Source organism: Actomonas aquatica (assembly GCF_019679435.2).
Classification (GTDB): domain Bacteria; phylum Verrucomicrobiota; class Verrucomicrobiia; order Opitutales; family Opitutaceae; genus Actomonas; species Actomonas aquatica.
This window is the reverse complement of record NZ_CP139781.1, coordinates 1,749,097-1,767,853: the sequence shown is the minus strand read 5'-3', so window position 1 is coordinate 1,767,853 and position 18,757 is coordinate 1,749,097. Positions and strand designations below refer to the sequence as shown.

General features: G+C 63.4%; 15 protein-coding genes. All 15 read left to right on the top strand.

Annotation, left to right across the window (positions count from 1 at the left end; all coding sequences use genetic code 11):
• The first annotated feature begins 36 nt into the window (after positions 1 to 36).
• The 15 genes from K1X11_RS06760 to asnB all read left to right on the top strand — a co-directional run bounded on the left by K1X11_RS06760 (position 37) and on the right by asnB (position 18,680).
• Positions 37 to 1,200: an FtsW/RodA/SpoVE family cell cycle protein gene (locus K1X11_RS06760; protein ID WP_324726132.1), complete on the top strand. Its 1,164-nt coding sequence runs from the start codon at positions 37 to 39 to the stop codon at positions 1,198 to 1,200.
• Positions 1,197 to 2,327 carry a UDP-N-acetylglucosamine--N-acetylmuramyl-(pentapeptide) pyrophosphoryl-undecaprenol N-acetylglucosamine transferase gene (locus K1X11_RS06755; protein ID WP_221030974.1) on the top strand — a complete coding sequence of 377 codons (1,131 nt, stop codon included), beginning with the start codon at positions 1,197 to 1,199 and terminating at the stop codon, positions 2,325 to 2,327. The genes K1X11_RS06760 and K1X11_RS06755 overlap by 4 nt, the downstream gene beginning before the upstream one ends.
• Positions 2,324 to 4,666: a UDP-N-acetylmuramate dehydrogenase gene (gene murB, locus K1X11_RS06750; RefSeq protein WP_221030973.1), complete on the top strand. Its 2,343-nt coding sequence runs from the start codon at positions 2,324 to 2,326 to the stop codon at positions 4,664 to 4,666. The genes K1X11_RS06755 and murB overlap by 4 nt, the downstream gene beginning before the upstream one ends.
• Positions 4,663 to 5,613, top strand: a complete 951-nt coding sequence (locus K1X11_RS06745; protein WP_324726131.1) for a D-alanine--D-alanine ligase family protein — start codon at positions 4,663 to 4,665, stop codon at positions 5,611 to 5,613. The genes murB and K1X11_RS06745 overlap by 4 nt, the downstream gene beginning before the upstream one ends.
• Entirely contained in the window at positions 5,610 to 6,563 is a 954-nt protein-coding gene (locus tag K1X11_RS06740; protein WP_221030971.1) for a cell division protein FtsQ/DivIB, read from the top strand. Before K1X11_RS06745 ends, K1X11_RS06740 begins: the two co-directional genes overlap by 4 nt.
• A 12-nt stretch (positions 6,564 to 6,575) precedes the next feature.
• The gene (gene ftsA / locus K1X11_RS06735; protein ID WP_221030970.1) at positions 6,576 to 7,787 is read left to right on the top strand and encodes a cell division protein FtsA; all 1,212 of its coding nucleotides are present in this window, start codon (positions 6,576 to 6,578) and stop codon (positions 7,785 to 7,787) included.
• A 9-nt stretch (positions 7,788 to 7,796) separates the two neighbouring features.
• Positions 7,797 to 9,110, top strand: coding sequence for a cell division protein FtsZ (gene ftsZ, locus K1X11_RS06730; RefSeq protein ID WP_221030969.1), 1,314 nt, complete (start codon positions 7,797 to 7,799; stop codon positions 9,108 to 9,110).
• Between the two features lie 86 nt (positions 9,111 to 9,196).
• Positions 9,197 to 10,219 carry a GTPase ObgE gene (obgE, locus tag K1X11_RS06725; RefSeq protein WP_221030968.1) on the top strand — a complete coding sequence of 341 codons (1,023 nt, stop codon included), beginning with the start codon at positions 9,197 to 9,199 and terminating at the stop codon, positions 10,217 to 10,219.
• 26 nt (positions 10,220 to 10,245) lie between these two features.
• A complete protein-coding gene (locus K1X11_RS06720) occupies positions 10,246 to 10,857 on the top strand; it encodes a hypothetical protein (RefSeq protein WP_221030967.1) in 612 nt (203 codons plus the stop codon).
• A gap of 6 nt (positions 10,858 to 10,863) precedes the next feature.
• Positions 10,864 to 12,567, top strand: coding sequence for a GspE/PulE family protein (locus K1X11_RS06715; RefSeq protein ID WP_221030966.1), 1,704 nt, complete (start codon positions 10,864 to 10,866; stop codon positions 12,565 to 12,567).
• Positions 12,568 to 12,598: 31 nt separating this feature from the next.
• Complete coding sequence (locus tag K1X11_RS06710) at positions 12,599 to 13,228, top strand: LysE family translocator (protein ID WP_221030965.1); 630 nt, start codon at positions 12,599 to 12,601, stop codon at positions 13,226 to 13,228.
• Between the two features lie 268 nt (positions 13,229 to 13,496).
• Positions 13,497 to 14,003 (top strand): fibronectin type III domain-containing protein, encoded by a 507-nt coding sequence (locus K1X11_RS06705; protein WP_221030964.1) that lies wholly within the window; start codon positions 13,497 to 13,499, stop codon positions 14,001 to 14,003.
• On the top strand, positions 14,000 to 15,436 hold the full coding sequence (locus K1X11_RS06700; RefSeq protein ID WP_221030963.1) for a sodium:solute symporter family transporter: 1,437 nt from the start codon (positions 14,000 to 14,002) through the stop codon (positions 15,434 to 15,436). Before K1X11_RS06705 ends, K1X11_RS06700 begins: the two co-directional genes overlap by 4 nt.
• Before the next feature lie 176 nt (positions 15,437 to 15,612).
• Complete coding sequence (locus K1X11_RS06695; protein ID WP_221030962.1) at positions 15,613 to 16,722, top strand: aspartate/ornithine carbamoyltransferase family protein; 1,110 nt, start codon at positions 15,613 to 15,615, stop codon at positions 16,720 to 16,722.
• Complete coding sequence (gene asnB / locus K1X11_RS06690) at positions 16,722 to 18,680, top strand: asparagine synthase (glutamine-hydrolyzing) (protein ID WP_221030961.1); 1,959 nt, start codon at positions 16,722 to 16,724, stop codon at positions 18,678 to 18,680. Before K1X11_RS06695 ends, asnB begins: the two co-directional genes overlap by 1 nt.
• Positions 18,681 to 18,757: the final 77 nt, after the last annotated feature.

Here is an 18,757-nt window from a genome sequence, read left to right as displayed (position 1 = left end):
CCGCTTCCTGCTTCGACCGCTGTGTTCACTCGCCACGTGAAAAAGAAAACGCCACCTCGCCGATCCTCACCGTCCTTTGCCCAAAGCCCGGCCATGGTGATCGTGCTGTGTGTGCTGGGACTGCTCATTGTCGGCTTGCCGGTGTTGTTTAGTGCAACGGCCGGCAAGTCCTCCTGGCCTTTCTTTTATCTCGTGAAACAGGTGGTCGGTATCTCGGCCGCCTTTGTGCTTTGTCTGATCGTTAGCCGCATGGACCTCGAATACCTGCGGCGCTTCGCGTGGGTCATCGGTGTCGCGACGATCGGCGCCCTCGTGTTGACCGCCATCCCCGGCATCGGCGTGACGGTGAATGGCAGCCGCCGTTGGTTGGGCGTGGGTTCCTTCCGCCTGCAGCCCTCGGAATTCGCCAAGCTGTCGCTGGTGTTCTGCCTCGCGCACTATCTGGCCATCAATCAGACGCGCATCGGTGAGTTCCGGCGCGGTTATGTGTATCCCATCGCGATCATTGGACTTTGCGCCGGCCTCATTCTGTTGCAGCCCGACTTCGGCACCGCGGCGCTGGCCGTGGCCGTGGGCGTGCTGATGCTCTTCCTCGCCGGCGCCCGTTGGCTCTACATTCTGCCGACGCTCGGCGCGGTGATCGCGGGCTTTGCGGCGTTGGTGATCAACAACCCCAATCGTCTGCACCGCTTCACGGCCTTCCTCGATGTCGAAGCCAACAAGCTCGATGGCACCTACCAGCTCTACCAATCGCTGGCTGCGTTTGCCGTCGGTGGCATCAATGGCGCGGGCATCGGGCAGGGTCGCCAGCAGAACCACTTCCTGCCCGAGGCGCACACGGACTTTATCTTTGCCGTGATGGGCGAAGAGATGGGCCTGCGCTTCACGCTCGGGGTCGTGATCACCTACGCGATCATCTTCCTCTTTGGCCTGCTGCACCTGCGGCGGGCGCCCAACCTCTTTCAGTTTTTGTTGGTGGCCGGCTCGATCCTCCTGGTGAGCCTCCAAGCCATCATCAACCTCGGCGTGGTGACAGGTCTGCTCCCGACCAAAGGAATGTCACTGCCGTTCATCAGCGCGGGTCTGTCCAATCTGCTCCTCATGGGCTTGCTGGTGGGCATCATCGTCAACAGCGCGCGCACCTGGGCGAAACCCAACTTCGTGCATCGGAGTCGCGACCTCGAGGAGGTGGTGGCATGAGCGACTTCCTCATCGCTTGTGGTGGCACCGGTGGTCATCTCACGCCCGGCATTGCGTTGGCCGAGGAGATGGAACGTCGCGGTTACAGCTCCCTGTTGCTCGTATCCAAAAAACGGATCGATCAGACCCTCACCGAGAAATATCCGCAGCGTCGTTTCGACACGGTGTCGGGGGCTCCGTTGTTGCTGACGGTGCCGGGGGTGGTGCGGTTTGTGAGCACCCAAGCCAAAGGTTTCCTGCATGCGTGGGGTCTGATTCGCCGCGAGAAGCCGCGCCTGGTCATGGGCTTTGGCGGCTTCACCACTGCTGCGGTGATCGTGGCCGCGTGGGTCTTGCGGGTGCCGGTGGCTTTGCATGAGTCGAACCGCGTGCCCGGCCGGGCCGTGCGGGCGCTGGCGCGTTTCGCCCGGCGGGTGTATTTGCCGCGCGGGATCAAGCTGCCGCATACCGATATTGCCAAACTGCGGCACGCCGGGTTGCCGGTGCGCGACGAGATCAAACGTCGTCCGCGCGGCGAAGCGGCGGAGAAATGGGGCCTCGATCCCAACCGCCGCACGGTCGTTTTGCTCGGTGGTAGCCAGGGGGCGCAGGCACTGAATCGCTGGGCGTCCGCCGCCGCGCCGGTGCTGGCGGAGCGCGGCGTGCAGATGCTGATCGTGACCGGACCGGGCAAAGGTGACGGCGGCACCCAAACGTTTCCCGATCTTGAGGGCCAGGCGGTTGCGACCGTCTCCATTCCGTTCTGTGATGACATGGCTGCGGCGATGTCGTTGGCCGATCTGGTGGTTTCTCGTTCCGGCGCGGGCACTTTGGCCGAGTTGATCGAGGTGGGCGTGCCGGCGGTGCTGGTGCCGTATCCATTTGCGGCGGACAATCATCAATCCGCCAACGCGCAGGAGTTTGCCAACCATGGCGCCGGTCTAGTGGTCGAGGAAACCAGCCTCGGCAGTCTCACCGAGTTGGTGGTGGGTCTCGTGCTGGACGATGAGCGTCTCACCGCGATGCGTTCCGAAATCACTTTAATCGCCCGGGCGAGCACGCTGCCGCTCATGTTCGACGATATCGAAAAACTGGCCACGGGCGGGACCAAGACGAGTCCGCCTTTCCCCCGCTACGCCCGCGCATGATCGATTCGACGCAGTCCACCTTGTTTGGCCGTTCCGTCCGCCGCGTGCACGCAGTGGGAGTCGGAGGCATGGGGCTGGGTCCGCTTGTCGTGTTTCTGGCGGGTCGTGGATGGTCGGTCAGTGGTGAAGATGTCGCGCTTTCGCCGGCCATGGCCGTGCAACTGGATCGTGTCGGAGTGCGGCTCACCGACGAGGGAGAGCTGCCGGTCGAAGTCGATTTGGTGGTCATCTCGTCGGCTATTTCGTCGAGCCACCCTACCTGTTTGGCCGCAACCGAGCAGGGGATTCCGGTGGTGCGTCGCGGTGAGTTGCTGGCGGAGCTGGCCCGCAACTATCGGCTGGTGGCCGTGTGCGGTTCGCACGGCAAAACGACTACCACGGCGCTGTTGCTGACCGCGCTGCGTGCTCAAGGTGTGCCGGTCGGATACGTGCTGGGGGGACTCTGGGTCGATGACGAGCTTCCGCCCGCGGCGGTCGGGGCGGGGGATTGGCTGATCGCCGAGATCGACGAGAGCGACGGCACCATCGAACACTTTGCCCCTGAGATCACGGTGCTGGTGAATCTCGATTGGGATCACGCGGATCACTACACCGCCGAAACGGATCTGGTCGCTGCGTTTGCCGGACTGCTCCAGCGCACGCGCACGACGGTGCTCGGGTGGGAAGGTTGCGCGCTCACGCAGCGTCTGTTGACGCAGGCCCCGGCGGGATTGACCGCCAAAACCTTTGGTCGCGACGGCGATTTTCGTCTGGTAACTTTGGAGTCTGGAGCCGGGGAGCAACAGCTTCAGCTCGGCGGCGAATTGCCGCAGTTGACCGTGACCCTACGGGCGCGAGGCGAGTTTAACGCGCTCAACGCCACCGCGGCGCTCGGTGCGATGAGCTTGATGGGGGAAACGCCCGCCGCTGAGGTGTTCGCGGACTATCGTGGCGTGCGGCGTCGGCAGACCGTGCTGTTGGCGGATGCTGATCTGACCGTAATCGAAGACTACGCGCACCATCCGGCGGAGATTCGCGCCCTGTTGGGCAGCCTGCGTCAGGATTTGGCGGAAGGGCAGCGTCTGGTGGTGGTGTTTCAGCCGCACCGCTTCAGCCGCACGCGTCAATTTAAAGTCCAGCTCGCGGCGGCGCTGGCGCAGGCGGACGCGCTGCACCTGCTCGACGTCTATGGCGCGGGCGAGGCACCATTGCCGGGTGGGACGACGGCGGACCTTTATGCCGAGCTGGTGCAGACGGAGCCGGAGCTGCCGGTAAACTATCTGCCGGGCGACGCAGCCGGCGTATTGGAATTGTTGCGACAATCGCGTCGGGCCGGTGATGTGGTGGCTTTTGTGGGCGCCGGGGATATCGAGAAGCGAGCGCGGGAGTGGTTGGCCGAGCTGGCCGAGGAAACCGCGCGGCGAAGCGAATGGGATGGCATTGCTCACAGCCTGCGTGAAGTCCTCTCCGCCGACGCCAAAGTCGTGCGCGAGGAACCGTTGGCAAAAAAGACGACGATGCGGATCGGCGGCGCCGCCCGTATTTACGTCGAACCGGAATCCACCGAGGATCTGGCCGCGGTGGTGCAGGTCGCCCGTCGGGCCGAGGTGCCGGTGCGCATGTTGGGCCGCGGGTCCAATCTGCTGGTGCCGGATGCCGGGGTGGATGCGATCGTGGTGTCCTTGCGCCGACCGGCGTGGGAGACCTTTACGAAGTTGGCGGACGGGCGGGTGCGCGTGGGCGCCGGGCTGCGTTTGAAGAACCTCTGCGGCCTCGCGGCCAAGGCTGGCCTGAGTGGTTTTGAGTTTTTGGAAGGCATCCCGGGCAACGTCGGCGGCGCGCTGCGCATGAACGCCGGTGCGATGGGGGGATGGATGTTTGATGTGGTGGAGTCGGTAGATGTGGTGACGAGCGAAGGCGAGGTGATCAACCTGCCGCGCGAGGAGTTGCACACGGGTTACCGCCACTGTCGGGAGTTGGCCAATTGCATCGCGGTGCAGGCCACGCTGCGGCCGGTGACGCGAGCGAGCGCCGATGCGGTGGGGCGCAAGATCGATGTTTACCGCAGCAAGCGGCAGGAGAGTCAGCCGCGCGAACCGAGCGCGGGTTGCATTTTCAAAAACCCGGAAGGCGACAGCGCTGGTCGACTGATCGACGTCTGCGGTTTGAAAGGGACGCGCATCGGTGACGCCGAGGTGTCCACGACTCACGGCAACTTCATCATCAATCGCGGCCATGCCACCAGCGCCGACGTGATTGAGTTGGTGCGCCGGGTGCGGACCAAGGTGCATCAGGAGGCGGGCGTGCTGTTGCAACCGGAAGTGCTGCTCTACGGCAGCGAATGGGAGGACGTGTTGTGAGTTACCTGCGCGGTCAGTTTCACGTGGCGGTTTTGTGCGGCGGGATTTCCTCCGAGCGGGAGGTCTCACTCGGCTCGGGCAAGGCCAGCGCGCTCGCGCTCGCGCAGACCTGGCCGACCCGGTTGATCGATGTCAAAACCGCCGCCGCGCCGCTCGGACTGCGGCCGGACCGCGACGTGGTGTTTTCGACCCTGCACGGCACCTTCGGCGAAGACGGTGGCATGCAGACGCTGCTGGATGAAGCGGGGGTGATCTATGCCGGCTGCGACGCGGAAAGCAGCGCGCTTACTTTCGATAAACAACGCACCAAAAGCACGGTGGCCGCCGTGGGCGTGCCGACCATCCCCGGCATCACGTTTGCTGCGACGGCGGCACCGGCACTCGACGAGATTGTCGCCACCTTGGGTGAAGCGGTGGTGATCAAACCCCAATGCGGCGGCAGCAGTGTGGGACTGCACCTGTGCGCGACCGCAGTCCAGATCGCGACGGCGCTGACCCAATTGACCCCGGGCGAGTGGTTGGCCGAGCGCCGAGTGTCAGGTCGCGAAATCACCGTGGGCATCCTCCATGGCCGCGCGTTGCCAGTGGTGGAAATCGCGCCCAAATCCGGGGTGTTTGATTACGCCGCCAAATACACCAAGGGACTCACCGAATACCTCGCGCCGGCACCATTGGATCCCGCGGTGGCCAGTCTGGCTCAGGCGCACGCCGAAAAAGCATTCTCCGCTTGCGGCTGCCGCGACTATGGCCGTATCGACTTTATGGTGACGGAGGACGGCGCATTACACTTTCTTGAGATCAACACCCTGCCGGGCATGAAGGAAACCAGCCTGCTGCCGATGGGCGCGCAGTGCGTGGGTTATGACTTCGCGGCCCTCGTGCGCGAGCTCATGGCTCCCGCACGAGAGCGCTTCCTCGCCCGGCGCGACCCCGCCGTCCAGCCATGAGCGAACCCGAATCCGCTTCTCCGTCCGCCCGCCATTGGCGCGACATCCCCCAAGAGATCACGCCCCGCGCCATGTCCCGGGTGGGCCGGCGTCGCCTCACCCTGCGCAACGTGCGCAACCTCGGCCTCGTGGCATTGGGCGCGTTGTTACTCTACGGGGGTTTTCAGTTTTGGCAGACCATGCAAAACGATCCCACCAAACTGACCGCCGCAGGTGGCGGGCAGCCGGTGGAGCACATCGTGGTCGAAACCGATGGCGTGCTCACCAGCGAGTGGGTGGAGCAGGTGCTCGATATCAAACCGACCCTCGGCTTGATGGAGCTGGACCTGTGGGCGCTGCGTTCCCGTCTGGAGGCGCACCGCCAGGTCAAGAAAGCCGACCTGCGTCGCAAATTTCCCAATACACTCCTGGTCCATCTGGAGGAACGCTCCCCGGTGGTGCGACTGCGCGCCCGCATGGAGGGCAGCGGCATGACGGATTTTCTGGTCGGCCGGGATGGAGTGATTTTTGAGGGCCACGGTTACGACCGCACCAGCACCGGCGAATTGCCGTGGTTGGCCGGCGTGCGCCTGCGCGCCACCACGCGGGGTTATGAACCCCTTGATGGTATGGATCGGGTGGCGGATCTGCTTTCAACTGCTCGCGGCAACGTGCCGGAGCTTTATCGCACCTGGCATGTCATCTCGCTCGGGGAGATGGCCCGTGACGGCCAGATCGTGGTGCAGTCCTCGGAGGTGCCGCGCATCATCTTCGGACTGCGCGAGGATTTCTACACTCAGGTCGCCCGGCTCGATCTGATTCTCGAGCAAGTCCGGGGTCGTCCCGAACCACTCAAGTCCATCGACCTTTCCGTCGGCGCTGAACAGGTGCCGGTTGCGATCCAACTTCCTCCGCAGCGGTCTGATAAGTCCGGTGCACCCACCGTCCGTTTCCGTCTTCCGAACCGCTAATCCCATCGCCTCGTGAGTTCCAAGTCCCGCTTCATCGGTGCCGTTGAAATCGGCACATCCAAGATCGCCGTGTTGATCGGCGAGATTGTGCAAAACACCGTCAACCTCATCGGCTTCGGCGAGTGCCAGTCACACGGCGTCATGAAAGGCGTGGTGACCGACTTCAAAGCCGCCAGCGACGCCGCCCACAACGCGCTCATCACCGCCGAACAGAGTGCGGGCGTGAAGATCGACGAGGTTTACCTGGCGCAATCGGGTGGCCACCTCGAAGGCTTCTACAACCAGGCTTCGGTGAGCGTGAGTGCCGCCGACAACATGGTGAGCCAGATGGACATCGATACGGTGTGTCGTCTCGCCAAAGCCAAGGCGCTTCCGGAAGGCCGCATGGTGGTGCATCACATCCGCCGCCCCTATTTGCTGGACGGCAAGATGGTCGGCGCCAACCCCGAGCACTTGAACGGGCAGCGTCTCGAGGTGGGATATTGGACGGTGCATGGTCAGGAGGCGATGATCGCCAACAGCATCCATGTGATCCGCGGTTTTGATGTGCGGGTGGGGGATATGATTCTGGCCAGTCTCGGTTCCGGCACGATGGTGACGACTCAGCAGGACCGCCAACACGGCGCGCTGGTCATCGACATCGGCGCGGGCACGAGCGACTTCGTGCTCTACCGTGACGGGGTGCCCTTCATGACCGGCGTGGTGCCGGTCGGCGGTGAACACCTCACCAACGACCTCACCCTCGGCCTGCGGGTGACCGAAGGGCAGGCGGAAAAACTTAAACTACGCCACGGCCGCGCCAACGTGATCACTCACGAAAAGGGCAAGAAGGTCTGGCTCAACGGCGACTACGCCATCGGCGACCGCCAGTTCCCGCAGCAGACCATCGAGACCATCACGGCGGCCCGCATGGAGGAACTCTTCGAGGTCATCAAAAAGAAGCTTGGCCCGGCGCTCGCGCCGGAGCGTTGCGCGGCCGGGGTCATGTTGACGGGCGGCACCGCGAAGCTGCCGGGCATCGAAGATACGGCCAGCGCCATTCTCGGGCTGCCCGCCCAAAGGGGACAGATGCCTCCGGGTCTGGAGCAGAAGCTCCAGGACCCGTCTCACACTGCGGTGCTCGGCCTTTTGCACTACGGCCTGCAATCCCGCGGCGATCGTCCGCTGCAGAAACGCCGCGCGACTGGCGGCATCCTGCGCAAACTCTTCCCGGCCCGCGCCTGATTACCTCCGATGTCTCTCAACGCTTCCGAACTCCCCCTCGCGGCTCCGGCCAACGCTCTGAACGATCCAGACGTCTCCATCAAGGTCATCGGCCTCGGTGGTGCCGGCGGCAACGTCGTCGATCGACTGAAGATGGAGAATCTCGATCGCCTGCGGCTGGCGGCGATCAACACCGACCTGCAGGCGCTCAACTCCTCGCCCTTGGAGGAGAAGGTGCTCATCGGCTCGGCCATCACCCGCGGCCTCGGCGCCGGCGGCGATCCCGACCTCGGCTTTGATGCAGCGGAATCTGATCGCGAGAAGATCGCCGAAGTCGTGCGCGATTGTGATCTGGTGTTTCTCATCGCCGGCATGGGCGGCGGCACCAGCAGCGGGGCCGCTCCGATCGTGGCGGACGTGGCGAGTGAAGCCGGCGCGCTGGTGATCGCGTTTGTCACCATGCCCTTCAGCTTCGAAGGCGGCCGTCGCGGCAAACAGGCGGAGGAAGGACTGCTCGCGCTGCGCCGCAGTTGCGACGCGGTGATCACCTTGCCCAACGACATTTTGCTGCAGGAGGCCTCCGAAGGGGAGACCGCCCTCGATTCCTTTGCGCGCGCCGATGCGTGGATCGGGCAGGCGGTGCGTTCGGTCTGGGCGATGCTTTTCCGCACCGGCCTGATCAATCTCGACTTCGCCACGCTGCGACAGGCCTTCCACACGCGCGGTGGCAAAACCCTTTTCGGCCTCGGCCAAGGCGAAGGGCCGGACGCGGTGGCGCAGGCCATTGCGAGTCTCGACATGTGCCCGCTGCTCGCCACGCCCGAGCATGCTCGCAAAGCCGACCGCCTGCTGGTCAACATCGTGGGCGGCACCGACCTGAAGCTGAGCAAGGTCAACGAGATCATGAGCGCGGTCACCGAGCGCTACGGGCGCGATTCGCATGTGATCATGGGCGCGGTGATCGACGAAGACCTGCAGGGTCGGGTGGAGGTCTGTGTGATCGGCACGAGCGACATCGGCGGCCGCCTGCCGCCACGGCGGCCGTCCTCCAGCCGCGGCCGCAGCAACGCCGGGGCCGCGAGTCCGGTGGGGGTTCGCGTCGCCGACATCGCCCGGGTGGAAACGCCCGAACCGGCGGCTGCGTCGGGGGCAACCGAAGTCGAAAAAGCGGGTGCCAAAGCCCGGGGTAAACGCCCCGCGGCGGATGAATCGCAGAACGAGTTTTTCTTCCAAAACCTGGCGGAGAACCGCGGTCACTTTGAGCGCACCGATCGAAATCTCTTCGAAGGGCAGGATCTGGACGTGCCGACTTACTTGCGCAAAGGCATCAAGATCAACCTCTAGTGGAGGCGAGCGGCCGCGTTTAAGTTTACGCGCGGTTCACAAACCAGCCCCTTGGCAAGTGGGGTGGATTATGCAGGATCGCGCCCATGTTTATCGACGAATGCGTCATCAAAGCCTGGGCCGGGGATGGTGGTCGCGGATGTATCAGTTTTCGGCGCGAGAAGTATGAACCCTTCGGCGGCCCCAATGGTGGGGACGGCGGCAAGGGTGGCGATGTCGTGTTGGTGGGAGACAACAACACCAACAACCTCATCGACTATAAATACAAACCGCACTGGAAGGGACAACGCGGCGAGCACGGCATGGGCAAGGACTGCAACGGGCATGAAGGCAAACCCGCCATGCTGCGCATGCCCTTGGGCACGATTGTGATCGACGAAGCGACTGGCCAGATGGTGGCCGAGGTCGTGGAGCACGATCAGGAGATCGTCCTGTGCAAGGGCGGCAACGGCGGCTGGGGCAACACCCACTTCAAGTCCTCGACCAATCGCGCCCCCCGGCGCGCCAATCCCGGAGAGGAGGGCGAGCACGGCGTCTACCGGCTCATCCTCAAATCCATCGCCGACGCCGGGCTGGTGGGATTCCCCAACGCGGGCAAATCCTCGCTCACTAACAAAATCACCGCAGCCCGCCCGCGCACCGCAGCTTATCCGTTCACCACGCTGCATCCGCAGATCGGCGTCATCCATTACCCGGAGGAGTATGACCGGCTGCTGTTGGCCGACGTGCCCGGGTTGATCGAAGGTGCCAGCGACAACCGCGGTCTGGGTCATCGTTTTCTGCGTCACATCGAACGCTGCGCCGTGCTCATGTTCCTAATCGACATGGCGGCGGTCGACGGCCGCGATCCGCGCGAGGACTACGCCACGCTGCTATCCGAGTTGGAGGCCTACGACCCCGCGCTCATGGAGAAGCCGCGCTTGGTGATCGCCAACAAAATGGACCTGCCCGAAGCCAAAGCCTGGCTGACGAAGTTCAAGCGCCGCCACAAGGTCGAGGTGCTGCCCATTTCCTGTGAGACCGAGGAAGGGATCGACGCCATGAAAACCGTCCTGCGTGAGCGGGTGCGGAGCCACCGCGACAACGTGGCCGATGCCGCCACGTCCTGAAGTCCCTGACGCCCGCCCCAGCCATCATGAAGACTACCCACCGTTCTCTGCTCATGCGCGCCAACCGCTTGTTGGGCGCGCAGCTCGTGGAGCAAAACCTGATCAAGATCGACGACCTTGAGACGGCCAATGAGAAGCTCCTCGAGATCATCAACACCGGCACCGCCCGCCAGCGCACCGTGTTGGGTATTCTGGCTTACGATCTCAAGGCGGTGAAGGAGGAGGACATCCTTGCCCACATGCGCGAGCACGAGGGCGTCGGGCTGGTGGACCTGCGGCACTACGAGGCCAACGACGACCTCAAACTCACCATCGAGCGCGAAGCCTGCTGGGTCACCTGGTCGGTGCCGTTCGACATCGAGGAAGACATGACCTTCATCGCGACCGCCTACTATCTGAGTCCGGCGGTGCGCAAGTATTGGGAAGATCAATACGACGGTCGGGTGCTCTGGTTTGGCACCACCCTGGAGGCCATCGCCGACTTTATCGAAGCGATGGAAGCCGAGGACGCGAAGGCCCCCAAACCGGCCGTCGCCCCGGCTCCGAAACCGGTCAACCTTTCGAACCCACCCATCGCGGATGCCGCCGCCGGTGACAGCAATCCTCCGAGCTCGCCGGGGTCCCCGGCCAACCCCTGATCGATCATGTCACTAGGCAAAATCCAGACTCAGATCATCAATGCCCTCGATGATGCCGGGCGTCTCACCGATGAGCACCGCGCCGCCATCGCCGCCATCGAGGAGGAAATGACCGGTGAGCAGCTCGATGCGATGCTGCTCGAAGATTTTAAGATCACCCCGTTCCAGTTGCAGGTCGCCAAGAGCCGCGCCTTCAACCTGCCGCCGTTCAACGTGGCTCATTACCGGGTGCATCCCGGCACCTTTGAACGCCTGCCCCTGGAGTTCTGCCAGGAGAACGTAGTCATGCCGGTCGGCGAGGTGGGAGAGCTCTTCCTGCTGGTCGTGGCCAATCCCTTCGATGTGACCATCATCTCGAAGGTGCAGGAGATGACTGGTTTGACGGTCATGCGGATGCTCGGGCGCGAAGCAGACATCCGGGAGAAATTCAAAAAGAACGAAAACGAGCCGAGCGACTTTGCCGATGTGGTGAGTGCGATCGGCATGGAGTTCGGCAGCGAAGGGGAGGGCGATGAAGACCTGACCGACGAGGAGTCCGGCCCGATCATCGATCTCGCCAACCGTATCATCGAAGACGCCTATTTCGCCGGCACGTCTGATATTCACATCGAGCCGTGGGAACACGAAATCATCGTGCGCTACCGCATCGACGGTGTGTGTCAGGAAAAGCTGCGGCTTCCCGGCAAGGTGGGACCGGCGCTGGTCGCGCGTCTGAAGATCATGTGCAACCTCGACATCGCCGAGCGGCGTTTGCCCCAGGACGGTCGTATCGTCTTCAAGCAATACACCCGCAAAGGCCTCGACGTTGACCTCCGTGTCTCCACCGCGCCGCTCAATCACGGCGAAGGTGTGGTCATGCGTATTCTCGACAAACAGAAGTCGACCCTGCCGATGACTGCGCTCGGTTTCTCAGAAGAGAACCTCGAGAAATACCGTAAAGCCATCGAACAGCCCTACGGCATGATTTTGCACTGCGGTCCGACCGGTTCGGGTAAGTCGATGACGCTCTATTCCGCGCTCAACGAAATCAACTCGCCCGAGCTTGTCATCCGCACTGCGGAGGACCCGATCGAATACACCCTGGCCGGCATCAACCAGATGCAGATGCACCGCCAGATCGGCCTCACCTTTGCGTCGGCCCTGCGCGCCTTTCTGCGTCAGGATCCCGACATCATTCTGGTGGGTGAGATTCGTGACAAGGAGACGGCCAACATCGCGGTGGAGGCCGCGCTCACCGGTCACTTGCTTATCTCGACCCTGCACACCAACGACGCGCCGTCGACGGTCGCCCGTCTCACCGACATGGGCGTGGAACCGTTCATGATTTCGTCGTCGCTGCTGTGTGTGTGCGCCCAGCGTCTCATGCGCCGCGTGTGCAAACAGTGCCGCCAACCCTACGAACCAGAAGGCCGCGTGAAGGACCTGCTCGAGAAGGCCATCGGCTGGAGTGGTCAGATCTACAAGGCCAACGACGATGGGTGCCCGAAGTGTAACGGCACCGGTTACAAGGGCCGCGTGGGCATTCACGAACTCATGATCAACAACGAGGAGTTGGTCGAAGCGGTGAACCGCGAAGCCGACACCGCCGAGCTCAAACGCATCTGCATGAAGAGCGGCATGAAAACGCTGCACCAGGACTCGCTGCTCAAGGTCAAGGAAGGTGTGACCACCTTCGAGGAAGCGATCTCCAACGTGCCGCCCGACATGTAAGCGGAGCGGCGCAAGACGACCGTCCAGCCCGATGGATGCGCTGTGGTTTGAATTTGGCTCCGTGGCGCTGGCCCACGCTTTGGCGGTGGCCAGTCCGGGGCCGGACTTCACCCTTATCCTGCGTCAGAGTTTGGTCCACGGCCGGGCCACCGCGGTGGCCAGCGCGTGGGGCATCGGCAGCGGCATTCTGGTGCACGTCACGATTTCACTGCTCGGGGTGGGCGCCTTGGTGCGGCACCAGCCGCAGCTCTTCGCGCTGTTGAAATATGCCGGAGCCGCTTACCTCGCGTGGCTCGGTGTCATGGCGCTGCGCAGTCGCGGGAGCACGGCCGCGCCGACGACCGCGGAGGTGGCTGCGCCGGCACCGCCGCACGGACGCCGGGCGTGGCTGCGCGGTTTTTTGACCAACGTGCTCAACCCGAAAGCGACCTTGTTTTTCATCGCGCTCTTCACCGTGGGCATTTCGCCGGAGACCCCGGTGGGGGTGCAGGCCCTTTACGGCGGGTGGATGGCGGTGGCGACCGGGGCGTGGTTTTCGCTGGTCGCGTGGGTGTTTACGCGCGAGCGGGTGCGTTCGGTTTACCAACGTGGGGCGGTGTGGATCGACCGGGCGCTGGGTCTGGTCTTCATCGGCTTCGCCGCGAGTTTGCTGTGGGTGTGACGACGGCAGACGGGCGTTGCGGAAGCCGTTTTCCATAAGTGCTTTTCATTAAGGCTTTACCGGCGAGGGGTTGACCTCTCGGCGGATGGGCCAGAGCCTGTGCGACCCCTTGACAGTCCCACCCCCTGACGGATCGTGTGCGCGCCGTGCCTCTTGCTGAGGCTTTTGTGCCCTTTGGGCCTTTGCGCACCGCGAGCGTTGAACGCCGGTCATGCCGGTTGAGTTCGTCCGTCCTGATCGCCCGTCCTTCCCACCACTGACTCGCTTCATGCCTTCAGGAATACTTTTTCGCGTCCATCGCGGCTGTCTTTGCGCAGCCGCGTTTTTCGCCTGCCTACTCGCCGAGGCGGCCACACCGCCGCCGGTCGATTTTAACATGCGTGCGCCGGAGGGCACCGCGGTCACCACCGAGGATGGCACGGTCACGCTCGCTTGGGGCGAACTGGCGCTCATGACGCGGGTGGAGTTGCAACAAAGCGACTCGGCCGACTTCGCGGAGAAGACGATCCGGTTCATCGGTCGCGACACGGGCTCGGTCATCACCGGGCTGCCGGAGGGCACACACTACTTTCGCCTGCGCGCGCTCAATAATCTGGGCGAGGGCAGTGCATGGTCGGATCCGCTGGAGGTGCAGGTCACGTTCATGGACCGCGGCAAACTCTTCAGTCTGCTCGGTCTCGGTGGTGTGGTCGTGCTGCTCACGGTCGGAGCGATCGTGAGTGGTTTCCTGAAGCATCGCGACGAATTGCGCGGCGACGCGGGAGGTGAGGCATGAGTGGCGCGACGTCCATTTCGCCGACCACCGGTTGGCTCATCGTGCTCGGTCTGGGTGTGTTGTGGGTGATCCTCGGTATGTTCTGGGGCCGCAATGCCAAGACCTCCGAGGGCTTCATCCTCGCCGGTCGCAACGTCGGCCTCTCGCTCGGTTCCGCGACGGCGATGGCGACCTGGGTCACCTCGAACACCACGATGCTCGCGCCGGTGCTGGCGCTCACACTCGGCGTGTGGGGCATGGTGGCTTACTCGACCGCGAGTTTTGGGCTGTTGCTCTTCGCGCCCATGGCCATGCGCATCTGCCGCCTGTTGCCCGAGGGGCACACCGCCGGTGATTTTTTCCGACTGCGCTACGGTCGGGTGGGATGGACGCTCTTCCTGCTCATCACGATGCTCTACTCGCTGTCGTGGTTGGTGAGCATGGCCATCGCGGGCGGCGACCTCTTGGAAGCCTTGGCCGGCATTCCGTATCTGCAGGGCATGACGCTCATCCTCGTGGTGTGCGTGCTCTACACGCTCTTCGGCGGACTCTACGCGGTGATCGGCACCGACTTTATTCAGAGCCTCATCATCCTCGTGGGCATCGTGCTGATTGGTGGCTTGGTGGTGGCGCAGCTCGACTTCGACGACGCCTACACCCACATGCGCACGCAGCAGCCCGCGCTGTTATTGCACGTGATGCCGGCGGCGTTGCTGGCGGTGTTCAACAACATGCTCTTCGGTTTCGGCGAAGTGTTTCACAACAACGTCTGGTGGTCGCGGGCCTTTGCCATGCGACCGGGTGTGGCGCCGAAAGCGTTCTTCCTGTCGGGCCTGCTGTGGTTCCCGATTCCCATCGCCGCCGGCTTCATCGCTCTCGCGGCGGGACCGCTCGGTATCAACATTGCCGAGAGCAATCAGACCGGGCCGCTCGTCGCGACAACCGTCATGCAGACCGCCGGGCTCGGTGCCATCGCCGGTGTGCTCATCCTGGTGGTGCTCTTTTGCTCGATGGCCTCGTCGATCGACTCGCTGCTCGCGGCGACTTCGGATCTGTTGCTCAAGGACGTGCACGGCGGCCTGCTCAAACGTGAATTGCCGGAGCAGAACTTCCGCAAGATCACCGGCACGGTCATCCTGATCGTCGGTGCTGTCACGTGGCTGCTGGCCGCGCCGCACTGGCCCATCATTGAGGCGCTCTTCATCTCCGGGCCGCTGGTCGCCAGCCTCATCTGGCCGGTGATCGGTGGGCTCTTCTGGCGTGGCATCAACCGGCCGCTGGTGCTCACCGGCATCGTGCTCGGCTGCGGACTCGGTGTCTGGGCCTACTTCAACATCGGCTGGTTCACCGCCTCACTCATCGGTGCCGCCGTCTCGATGGTCTTTACCTTGGCCGCCCGTTGGATCGCGCCGACGCCGTTCCCGCGGGATGCGACCGAGAACCAAACCGCTTAACTCCTGTCGCCGCTATGTTCTCCCAAGCTTTTTTGCACGGCCTCGTGCTTCTCTCCCTCACTTGGACTGCCGCCGGCGCGGTCGCGCTCCTGCTGTTGCTCTACCGCGACTACAAGAACGGCAAACTCTGGTGAGCCTCTCCGCTTCAACCCATCAGCCCTCCTAACACCATGGACATGGAAGATCCTCCTCCCGCTTTTTCCGCCGACCGGCGCCACGCCGTGCTCAAGCCACCGGCGGATTCCGAAGCCATCCGACCAGAGCCAGCCGAGTTGTTTCGCGACAACCCGGTCAGCCTCAGCACACTGCGCGAACTCGAAGGTCAGAGCGTGCTCGCCGCCGGGCAGTTCTCCTTCAACCAAGTCGTCGAGCTCTGCAAACTCTCCGCCATTCTCGAGAAGATCGAGGTGTGGCCGTTTCATCCGCTCGACGGTAAAATCGCGGTGACCGCGTTCTTCGAGGCTTCGACCCGCACCCGCACCAGTTTTGAAAGCGCGATTCTGCGCCTCGACGGCAAGATCATCTCCATCGCCGATGGTTCCACCACCGGCCAGGCCAAGGGCGAGTCGCTGCAGGACATCGGCGAGATGTTCAACGCCTACGCCGATGTGATCATCATGCGCCACACCAAGACCGAGGCACCGCAGCAGATCCTGGAGAACCTGCGCATCCCGCTCATCAACGCCGGCAACGGCAGCGGCGAACATCCCACGCAGGCGCTGGCCGATTGGTATGCCCTGCTCAAGTGGAACCCGCGCCTCGCCGAGCCCTACCGCCGCGGCACGCCCAAGCTCAACCTCGGCATCCTCGGCACGCCCGGCTCGATGCGCGCGGTGAAGTCCTTCCTGCTCATGGCGCTGCTTTTCAAGGATCACATCCGCAAGGTCACGGTGATCTCGGAGATGGCGGATCCCTTCGGCGAAGAGGTGACCGAAAAGCTCAAGGCAGCCGGCATTTCGTATCAGGTTACCAATGACGTGCGCGAGCACCTGCCGACCCTTGATGTGATCTACATGAACTCCATCGCGTTCCTCGGCGACTCCTACAAGAACATGGACAGCCGCTTTAAGCTGACCGCAGAGAGCCCGCTCAAGGAGAGCGCGGTGATCCTGCACCCGCTCGCACGTCTCGATGAGTTGGATACGTCTTTGGACAAGACCTCCCACAACCTCTATTTCTCGCAGGCCCACGGCGCCGTCTTTGTGCGTCAGGCCCTGCTCATGTCCGTGCTCGGTCGCCTCAAGGCGCTGCCGAGCTTCGTCAACCTGGAAGACCCTGAATCCTAATGTGCGGCATTGCTGGCTTCTTTTCAGCCCAACCTCTCCCTCCCGAAACGCCCGAGATCCTCGCCAAACAATTGGTGACGATCCGCCACCGTGGCCCCGACGCCACCGGTGAATTTATCGACGCGCCGCACGGCGTGGCCCTCGGTCACACGCGCCTGTCGATCAATGACTTGGAGGGCGGCAAACAGCCCATCCATGCGCGGGACGGCAGCTGTGTGCTCACCATCAACGGTGAGTTCTACGACTTCAAACGGCACCGCTCCACGCTGATGGCGCAGGGCGACCGCTTCACCACGAAGTCGGACTCCGAAATCGCCATCGGGCTCTATCGCAAGATGGGGCTCAAGTTCACCGAGGAGCTGCGGGGCGAGTTTGCTTTCGTGCTCTACGACAAGCAGGAGGATGAACTCATTCTGGTGCGCGATCGTTTCGGCGTGCGCCCGCTCTTCACCTGGATTTCGCCTGATGGCTCGACGCTCGTTTACGGCTCTGAGGTAAAGGCCATCCTGGCCCACCCGCAGGTCGATGCGAAACTCGATCCCAAAGCCGCGCTGCATCAGCTCATGCAGACGATCGCGCCGGGCATGAGCGCGTTTGCCGGGGTGACCTCGCTGGCGCCCGGACACTTCATGCGCGTGCGCAAACACAACGGTCGCCTCGATATCACGACGCACCGTTACTGGGACTTCGACTTCCCGCTCGAAGCCGATCGCCCGACCGAGTTTAACGAGCAGGAACACGTCGAGCGCGTGCGCGAGGAACTCATCCGCGCCATCGTGCTGCGGCTCGAGGCCGACGTGCCGGTGGGCTGCTACCTTTCCGGTGGCATCGACTCCTGCTGCATCCTCGGCCTCGCCACCGGCGCGATGCAGTCGCCGGTGAAGGCCTACACGATCTCCTTCGACGACGACAAATACGACGAGGCTCCGATCGCCCGTGAGATGGCTGAGTCGATGAATGCCGACCAGGAGCTGATCCACCTCAAGGCCGAGGACCTCTACGGCGAGAACTACATCCAGACCGCCTGGCACGCCGAACGCACCTTCTACAACACCCTCGGCGTGGCCAAGAACCTCATGTCGAAACGCGTGTGGGATTCCGGTTATCGCTGCGTGATCACGGGGGAGGGCGCCGACGAGTTGTTTGCCGGTTACCCGGCGCTCAAGCGCGACATGTTCCTGCATGGTCTCACCCACGAGCCACCGGAAGTGCGGGCCGAATACCAGGCGGCGCTCGAGAAAACCAACGCCATCTTCAAAGGCGCCATCCTGGCCGAGAATCAGCGCCACCATCCGGAGTGGGAAACCCTGTGTGGTTTCACGCCGTCGTGGATCCAGCCGTGGATGGATACGCTCGACATCGCGCGCCCGTTGCTGGCCGACGATGTCGCGGCCGAGTTGCGCGACTACGATCCGATCGCCGAGATCGCCAGCCGCATCGACAAGTCGATGCTCGATGGTCGGCACCCGCTCGACATCGCCCAATACACGTGGTCGAAGTGCCAGCTCGAAGGGCAGATCCTCAACTGGGGCGGGGACCGCGTCGACATGGCCAACTCCATGGAGTCGCGCCCGGCCTTTCTTGATCACCATGTCGCAGCCGCTGCGGTCGACGTGCCGCCGTCCCTGCGCATCAAAGGCAACATCGAGAAATACGTTCTGCGCGAAGCTGTGAAGGGCGTCCTCCCCGAGGTGCTCTACAAGCGCGAGAAATTCGCCTTCATGGCGCCGCCGGCGCACACCGATGAGTCCAAGAAGGCCAAGGTCGAGGAGTTGATCACTTCCTTCCTCAACATGGATACGGTCAAGGACGCGGGCATCTGCTCGCCGGAGCGCGTGGCCACCTTCCTCAACGACTACCGGACCGACACCGATCCGACCTCGCTCGTGCGCAAGGACACGCTCCTCAACCACCTGCTTACCCTGCACATCCTCCACCACAAATTCATCGCCGCCTAGGCGAGGTTAGAAACCACGGATGAACACGGATGGCTTCGCCTACCGGCTACGCGCCTGACTCGTAGAACGGCCGTAAA

Bases quoted from the DNA above. Each gene is read 5' to 3' on its own strand.
- ftsZ (WP_221030969.1), top strand. From the start codon at position 7,797: ATGTCTCTCAACGCTTCCGAACTCCCCCTCGCGGCTCCGGCCAACGCT.
- K1X11_RS06700 (WP_221030963.1), top strand. From the start codon at position 14,000: ATGAGTGGCGCGACGTCCATTTCGCCGACCACCGGTTGGCTCATCGTG.
- K1X11_RS06715 (WP_221030966.1), top strand. From the start codon at position 10,864: ATGTCACTAGGCAAAATCCAGACTCAGATCATCAATGCCCTCGATGAT.
- K1X11_RS06740 (WP_221030971.1), top strand. From the start codon at position 5,610: ATGAGCGAACCCGAATCCGCTTCTCCGTCCGCCCGCCATTGGCGCGAC.
- asnB (WP_221030961.1), top strand. From the start codon at position 16,722: ATGTGCGGCATTGCTGGCTTCTTTTCAGCCCAACCTCTCCCTCCCGAA.
- murB (WP_221030973.1), top strand. From the start codon at position 2,324: ATGATCGATTCGACGCAGTCCACCTTGTTTGGCCGTTCCGTCCGCCGC.
- K1X11_RS06710 (WP_221030965.1), top strand. From the start codon at position 12,599: ATGGATGCGCTGTGGTTTGAATTTGGCTCCGTGGCGCTGGCCCACGCT.
- K1X11_RS06720 (WP_221030967.1), top strand. From the start codon at position 10,246: ATGAAGACTACCCACCGTTCTCTGCTCATGCGCGCCAACCGCTTGTTG.
- obgE (WP_221030968.1), top strand. From the start codon at position 9,197: ATGTTTATCGACGAATGCGTCATCAAAGCCTGGGCCGGGGATGGTGGT.
- K1X11_RS06705 (WP_221030964.1), top strand. From the start codon at position 13,497: ATGCCTTCAGGAATACTTTTTCGCGTCCATCGCGGCTGTCTTTGCGCA.
- K1X11_RS06755 (WP_221030974.1), top strand. From the start codon at position 1,197: ATGAGCGACTTCCTCATCGCTTGTGGTGGCACCGGTGGTCATCTCACG.
- K1X11_RS06695 (WP_221030962.1), top strand. From the start codon at position 15,613: ATGGAAGATCCTCCTCCCGCTTTTTCCGCCGACCGGCGCCACGCCGTG.